General features: G+C 56.7%; 5 protein-coding genes and 1 tRNA gene. All 6 read right to left on the bottom strand.

Going from position 1 to position 6803, the window contains the following annotated elements; genetic code table 11:
• Positions 1 to 1295: DNA translocase FtsK (locus NFW05_RS17990; protein ID WP_295310094.1), on the bottom strand; the 1295-nt coding region annotated here is incomplete at its 3' end.
• Entirely contained in the window at positions 1292 to 3367 is a 2076-nt protein-coding gene (dndD, locus tag NFW05_RS17985) for a DNA sulfur modification protein DndD (protein ID WP_295310093.1), read from the bottom strand. The genes dndD and NFW05_RS17990, both read right to left, overlap by 4 nt.
• Before the next feature lie 18 nt (positions 3368 to 3385).
• Positions 3386 to 3601: a DNA modification system-associated small protein gene (locus tag NFW05_RS17980; RefSeq protein ID WP_295310091.1), complete on the bottom strand. Its 216-nt coding sequence runs from the start codon at positions 3599 to 3601 to the stop codon at positions 3386 to 3388.
• Positions 3594 to 4775 (bottom strand): DNA phosphorothioation system sulfurtransferase DndC, encoded by a 1182-nt coding sequence (dndC, locus tag NFW05_RS17975; RefSeq protein ID WP_295310090.1) that lies wholly within the window; start codon positions 4773 to 4775, stop codon positions 3594 to 3596. Before dndC ends, NFW05_RS17980 begins: the two co-directional genes overlap by 8 nt.
• 574 nt (positions 4776 to 5349) lie before the next feature.
• Positions 5350 to 5443, bottom strand: a tRNA-Ser gene (locus NFW05_RS17970).
• A complete protein-coding gene (locus NFW05_RS17965) occupies positions 5443 to 6723 on the bottom strand; it encodes an aspartate kinase (RefSeq protein WP_295310089.1) in 1281 nt (426 codons plus the stop codon). Before NFW05_RS17965 ends, NFW05_RS17970 begins: the two co-directional genes overlap by 1 nt.
• Positions 6724 to 6803 lie beyond the last annotated feature (80 nt).

Here is a 6803-nt window from a genome sequence, read left to right as displayed (position 1 = left end):
TGCTCGTCAGCAGGCATAGGCACGTCGCTACCTCGGGGGGCTTTCACGGTAACGATGTGCTCCTCAATATCGCGGTCTTGCAGGATGAGGTCGGCGAGTTCCTCGATGAAAACCGCGATGTATGGCAATGCCATTCCGCGCCGCCGCGCCTCGGTGATGTTAGTAACGCCGAGCGTCATGAAACGCTGATAGCGGGAATCCATCTCGGCAACAAGTTCCAGAATGCGTTCGCGCGCCATGGAAACATCTACGGCCACGTCACCGCCATAGAGGTAACTGCTGCCTTCATAGACGGCAAACTCCACTTGTTTCGGATCTATCAGCGCAAGTTGGAGTAGCGAAGGCGGGAGGCGTAGAATCAGTGACAGAATGAGCGAATGCAGGCAGACACTCTTGCCACTACCAGTCGTTCCACCCACCAGCAAGTGTGGTGCCGCAGCCAAGTCAAACGAATACGGAATGCCCAACACGTCCACTCCGGGAAAGACCACCAACTTCCCTTCCTCAACTGGCGTTGATGCAGCCCACTCGCGCAGGCGCGCGAAAAGCACCGGTTGCCAAGTATCCTCGGGCCGCGGCACATCGAGACTGATGGTTTTTGCTTCTTCGCCGGGACCAAGCGTCGGCTTCGCTTTTTGCAGGTTAAGGACAAGACTCAGACGATCCATGCCTCTTTCCAGTTTTGGTTTCTGGTTAACATCGGCAAGATAGACCTTGTAGCGCGTCACACGCGGCCCGTGCGTGAATCCGCGAACTTCCGCCGTCACTCCAATTTCCGCAAGCGCTCTCACGAGTGCTGCCGAGATATCAGTCGGCTTTTCGACCATCGCGGATTCCGGGTTCTTCGTAACCGAACGCGGCGTACCTTCCGGCAACTCCGCGCGGCGGACAATTAACGTCTCGAGGAACTTGTCGAAGTCGCCATCGGCGGCCTCCCAGTCCTGAAGCAATAAGGCCGCACCCCGATGCCAATGCTTCCTTACGGCCGCACGAAAAGAGTCCATCGAATCAATCGGAGCGAGGCCATGTCGACAGGCATGGGTGACAATCACTCCCACCCACACGCCAATGTCTTCCTGAGTAAAGAGGGATGCGGCTGGAATCTCAAGTCCCTTCGCGTCAATCCCTTCATCGGCGAAACTGCCCAGAGCTAGGGAGCGGCCGATGGCCAGACGTGCCACGTTTGCCTTGGTCGAAAGGCCAAGATTGCCCATCAGTGCAACGGTAATCCGGTCAGCCTCGGCACTCGTGCGGAAGCGCGAATTGAGTACTTGCTGTATGTTCAGTTCGCTCACCGACGACCCCTAGCAAAATACAAATCTTCAATCGCCGTGGTGCGCCCAATTCCGTCACCGACATCGACGTGTTCAAGCAAGTAGGTCTTACCTACACTGTCTTGAATGGACTTGTAAAAATGGAAGTCGATTTCCTCGTCTTGCGATAGCAGGATGACTTGCCGGCTCTTGTCCCCGGTCCAAAACTTGAGGATGTTCTCCCGATGTTTGCTGTCCAACCGGCCCAAGGGCGTATCCACCACCATCGGCGCCTTCACCCCAGACACTTTTGCCAAGCCCGCAATCAGTGCTGTGGCAAAGATCTGGTTTTCGCCAGCAGACCGCTCGAACGTAATTTCCTTGCCAGTCTTGCCACGTATTTGGGTCGTACCATCGTCAAGTATGGTGATCTTGTCGACTTGATCCTTGTGGGCAAGTTGCTTGTAGACGGTAGTCATCGCCGTCGCCAGTTCGCGCACCTTAAGCGGGAAGAGCGCAGGAACCAGTTCGTCAATGACGCGGCGAACACGTTCAGACCTGTCAATCGTTGCGCGTACTGGACTTGATTTGTCGAGCTCGTTCTTCTCGCGGCAGTATTCGGCTGTCTGCGACTGCACCTGGGATTGAAGGGTATCGAACTTCCTGTTGTCAGTTCGAATACGCTCTGCGAGAGTATCCAGCTGACTCAGAATGTCATTGAGCCTAGTTTTTAGAATTGCCAGAGTACCGTCGCGGTCTATACCTTCAAGCCGCGAAACTTTTCGACCAAGCTCGTCGATTCGTTGCTGCAAGGCGTGCTGATCATTAAGTAGGTCGTGAATCTCGCGCTGCCCGAGATTGATGGTCTCCATAAAGTCCAACGCCTTCTGCCGCAGGGTTTCACGCAGACAGCCGTGAACAACTTCTTTCGCGCAGTCTTCAGGTGGTGGATAGAAGAGACTAGCCCAAGCAGCCTCAAGACGCCCCCTAATCGCGCTGAGTTGATCGCGAGTCAAGCCGGGTTCGATTATGGGAGTGGTTTGCGCCATGAATGCAGCCTCAAACTCAGCCTTGCGTGGCTCTAGGGCGCGCTTTTCGGCATCCCACTCAGCCAGCTTCATTTCAGCAACCAGTTGTCGACGGAAATCATCCAACAGGTCTTTCGGTAACAGGTGAAACGGCAGCCGTCCTGACAGAATCTCCTCTAGACTTCGCCGACTGTCCCTAAGCTTGCTGCGCAACTGCTCGCGCTCCTCCACCAAGTCTTTGACCGTGGCGATCTCCCCGCCACCACCACCAGCTGCAGTGATGCGCTCGATCAGTGATTGCTGCTCGGCGCGCAGACGTTGCCGCTCGACCTCATTTTGCTCGGCATCCTCCTTGAGTGCCTTAAGCTGCTCTTTGTTTGCCGTCAGCGCATCGAGCAGTCTTGCAAGATTTTCTTCATCGACAGATTCGATCTCACCCCGCTTGTTTGCCTCGAAACTCTTCAGGCGTTCGGCCAAAGAGCGCAACAAGACCACGCCAAGCAAACCCTCAAGACCCTGCTTTATTTGTTCGAGCCGTGACTGGTCAGCGAGCTTCTTCACTTCCTCACCATCAAAAAAGAAGAACGGGGCAATGTGGGCAGGAACAAACTGAATGTCGTCCAGCAAATCTGCCAGATGGAACCCCTTTCGGCCGTCTTGTCTGGGAGTGTCTGGAACACCGCGAACGACTTCGCGTACTACCGCTTCTTCCTCATTGGTCCAGGTTCCATTGGCTCTGAAGTACCATTTCCGGCCAATGTCGATAGCCTTGGTCGTCGTTTTGTTGATAGTGACTCGAACACTCATGGTGTCGAGGGAGCTACGCAGTGCCTCGCCGTTGAATGCGCTTTCCAAAAGGGTGGGGTACCCCTTCTTGTGGTCAGTCCTTAGCCCTGCCCGCGCCAGGTGAACCATCGCGTCCTTGCCGTACAGACAGAGATAGAGCGCCTCAAGAATCGATGTCTTACCATACCCGTTCATGCCTCCGATCAGCACTATATTTCTGCCGTCGGCTGGTTCCGGGAACACAAAGACCTGATGCTGATAGCCTTTGAAGCATGTCAGCTCGAGTCTTGAAATCCACATACCTCCCCCCGCGTGTTGTTATTCGATGCGACCGAGAATTTCTTCGAAGCGTTGGTAGATGCCGTGCGCCCGTTCCTGATGTTGACGCTCCCGTTGAACCATCACGAGTTCGGTAAGCACATCAACGGGAACACCATGCCTTTCGCAAACCTTTTCCATCGCCGCACGGGCACGGTCATCTGCCCACAAGGGCAGGTCGCTTAAATAGGCCTCTTCAAAGTGTCCATCAGCCATTGGCTAATCCTTTTTCATTTTGCAGATCGATAGTCCAACACTGGTAGATCAGATCAAGTTCTTCGTCAGTAATCAAGCGGTCACCCAACTCGCCTTGAACTCGGAGTAGGTACTCCAGAATCTGCTTGCGTGCCTGAACCGTAAAGGGGCCGGGGATGTGTCTGCCGGCAGCGTCAAATGAGAGACGACCGTTGCGACGATGGGCCTGCCGCATTTCCGGGTTGTTCCGAATTGATTTCAACCAGTCGCGGAAGTCCACCAGTGGCTTGAAGTGGTGATTTCCTGCGTCAATAAACCCTTGCAGGCTCTTGTCCTTTTCCACCACGGTGCAGGTCCAGCAGCCGAAACGACTATTTCTCGTACCACACCCCGCTGCTTCGTTCTGACTTAGCACGACCGGACATTCGCCCCCTTCAGCATCTCGGTAGAGCTGAAACAGGTCCCGGTGGTTTCCGCCCCAAGGCGCATGGAATGAGCCCAAGATTTCCCATACGTCGTCAGTCGTCAGGTCAACAATCGGGCGGTAAATAAAGGCACCGGTCAGATCGGTGTGGGGTGTCAGATTAGATCCTCGGGCATTCTTGGATTTATCAATTGATCGCTGGCGAGTCTGGCTTTCGTCGCGCCGAACACCCAGAACCACAATCGCTGCACCATATTCAGAGATGTTGCGCTTGATGTAGCCGCTGGTTGGTTGAATTTTTAAGCGATCAGTGCACCAGCGCATTGTCATGTTTGGACTGGGATATCCCTTGCCGATCAGGAGAACCCAAAAGGTCTTGTCCAAGTCTGGTCGCGTGCGAGCCACGACGACCGGCAGGTTCAGATTCTGCGCCGCTGTCTCAATGTGCTTGGTAACTACGTCTAGGTGAGCGATAACCAGCGGGCTTTCAACCATAGTGTCGTTCGACACTATGTGAACTTCGCGGGTACGCTGCGAGGGTGGAATGGCGAGTAGTGCGTCGAACACAGCATGTGCAACGACTGTGCTATCCTTCCCACCCGAGAAACCGACAACCCAGGGGAAGCAGTGGCTCGGATCTAGATACTCATCACGAATACCACGAACAGTGTCCCGCCAGCGTTCGACAATCGACTCGTCCTTGACGACTTGTGCGCGATCGCCCACGAAAAAGCTCATCGGTAAGTCAAGGGCTGCGTTGATGGAATGCATTTGTCCTAGCATCTTGCCCAGTAGATGTGGCTCGCATTGCCGTCTCGATGCCTGCCGGAGCCGTGGGTCATGGTGCCAGAAAGTTCGCATGGCGTCCATCAAGACGCCCGCCGACAGTACAAGGGTGAGGCACCCTCTGGCCAAGGACCGTGTGCTAGGTAGGCGAAAAGTCGGCCACTGGCTGCAAGATATATGGAAAGCGCAGGTTTGTCCCCTACCTCCACGCCTAGGGCTTGCCCCAGAGCTGTGACCGCGTCAGGACGAAATCATCCAGCTTCCATGGCCGTGTGCCCCACACCAACCAGACATTTCGCGATGGCGTACCCGACAAGACCAAAGCACACGCCAACTCGAAATCCGCCCACCACCCGTAAATTTGTAAGAGAAAACAATCACTTAAAAAATCCGTACCAAATTCGCGAAGTCAGGAGGTTACGAGAGAATTGGACGCTAAGAGCGCAGATATGACATTTGCGGGGCAGGCGAGGTCAGGAGGTTTACAAGAAAAACCCCGCAAAACATGGCGTTGAGCGGGGTCTTCGTGGCTGCTGCAGAGAGTTTGCGGCCAGTGTCCTGGCGGAGACGAAGGGATTCGAACCCTTGATGCAGGTTTATGCCCGCATGCTCCCTTAGCAGGGGAGTGCCTTCGACCTCTCGGCCACGTCTCCTAAGCGGGCGAGATGATATCGGTTTCGCCGCGACCGGTCAAACCCAGGGTCGCCTTCGGCGGCTTTTCGAGCCCGAAGGCCTTGTGCAGCACGCGCACGGCGAGCTCGAGGTACCTTTCTTCGATGACCACCGAGATCTTGATCTCCGAAGTCGAGATCATCTGGATGTTGATGTTCTCCTTGGCCAGGGCGCCGAACATCCGGCTCGCCACCCCGGGGTGCGAGCGCATGCCGACGCCAACCGCCGAGACCTTGCAGATGGTGTTGTCGCCGGCGATCTCGCGCGCGCCGATCGACTGCCGGATCTGGTCGAGGATGCCGAGAGCCTTGCGGTAGTCGTTGCGGTTCACCGTGAAGGAGAAGTCGGTCGTGCCGTCACGGCCGATGTTCTGGATGATCATGTCGACGTCGATGTTCGCTTCGCCGATCGGGCCGAGGATCTGGTAGGCGATCCCCGGGCGGTCCGGAACTCCGAGCATGGTCAGTTTGGCTTCGTCGCGATTGAAGGCGATACCCGAGATGATCGCTTGTTCCATGTTCCGTTTTTCCTCAACAGTGATCAGCGTCCCTTCTCCCTCGTCCGCGAAGCTCGACAGGACACGGAGTTTGACCTTGTACTTGCCGGCGAACTCGACCGAACGGATCTGCAGGACCTTCGAGCCCAGGCTGGCCATTTCGAGCATTTCCTCGAAAGTGATGCTCTCCAGCATGCGTGCTTCGGGAACGACGCGCGGGTCGGTGGTGTACACGCCGTCGACGTCGGTGTAGATCTGGCATTCGTCGGCCTTCAGCGCCGCCGCCAGAGCGACCGCCGAAGTATCCGACCCGCCGCGGCCGAGGGTGGTGATGTTGCCGTGCTCGTCGGCACCCTGGAACCCGGCGACGACGACGACGTTGCCGTCGGCGAGCGCCTTGCGCATCCTTTCCTGGTCGATCTTGAGGATCCGGGCCTTGGTGAAGGTGCTGTCCGTCAGGACCCGGACCTGCGGGCCGGTGAAGCTCTTCGCCTTGAGGCCGAGTTCGTGCAGCGCCACGGCGAGCAGGCCGATGGTCACCTGTTCTCCGGTCGCGGCGATCACGTCGAGTTCGCGCGGGTCGGGCGAGGAGGAGATCTCCCTGGCCAGCGCCAGCAGGCGGTTCGTTTCGCCGGCCATCGCCGACGGGACGACGATGATCTCGTGTCCCTGGGCCTGCCAGCGCGCGACGCGTCGGGCGACGTTCTTGATGCGCTCGGTCGAGCCGACCGAAGTACCGCCGAACTTCTGGACGATCACTGCCATTACATATCCGTGACGGAGAGCGGGAAGGGCGCCATTTTAGGGAATCTCCGCCGACATGGCAAAAGCGCTCGCGGCTTTCC

It is taken from the genome of Accumulibacter sp. (assembly GCF_023806625.1).
In the GTDB taxonomy this organism is placed as follows: domain Bacteria; phylum Pseudomonadota; class Gammaproteobacteria; order Burkholderiales; family Rhodocyclaceae; genus Accumulibacter.
Note: the sequence above shows the minus strand (reverse complement) of the source record. Positions and strands in the feature narration are given on the sequence as shown.

Bases quoted from the DNA above. Each gene is read 5' to 3' on its own strand.
- NFW05_RS17980 (WP_295310091.1), bottom strand. From the start codon at position 3,601: ATGGCTGATGGACACTTTGAAGAGGCCTATTTAAGCGACCTGCCCTTG.
- dndC (WP_295310090.1), bottom strand. From the start codon at position 4,775: ATGCATTCCATCAACGCAGCCCTTGACTTACCGATGAGCTTTTTCGTG.
- NFW05_RS17965 (WP_295310089.1), bottom strand. From the start codon at position 6,723: ATGGCAGTGATCGTCCAGAAGTTCGGCGGTACTTCGGTCGGCTCGACC.
- dndD (WP_295310093.1), bottom strand. From the start codon at position 3,367: ATGTGGATTTCAAGACTCGAGCTGACATGCTTCAAAGGCTATCAGCAT.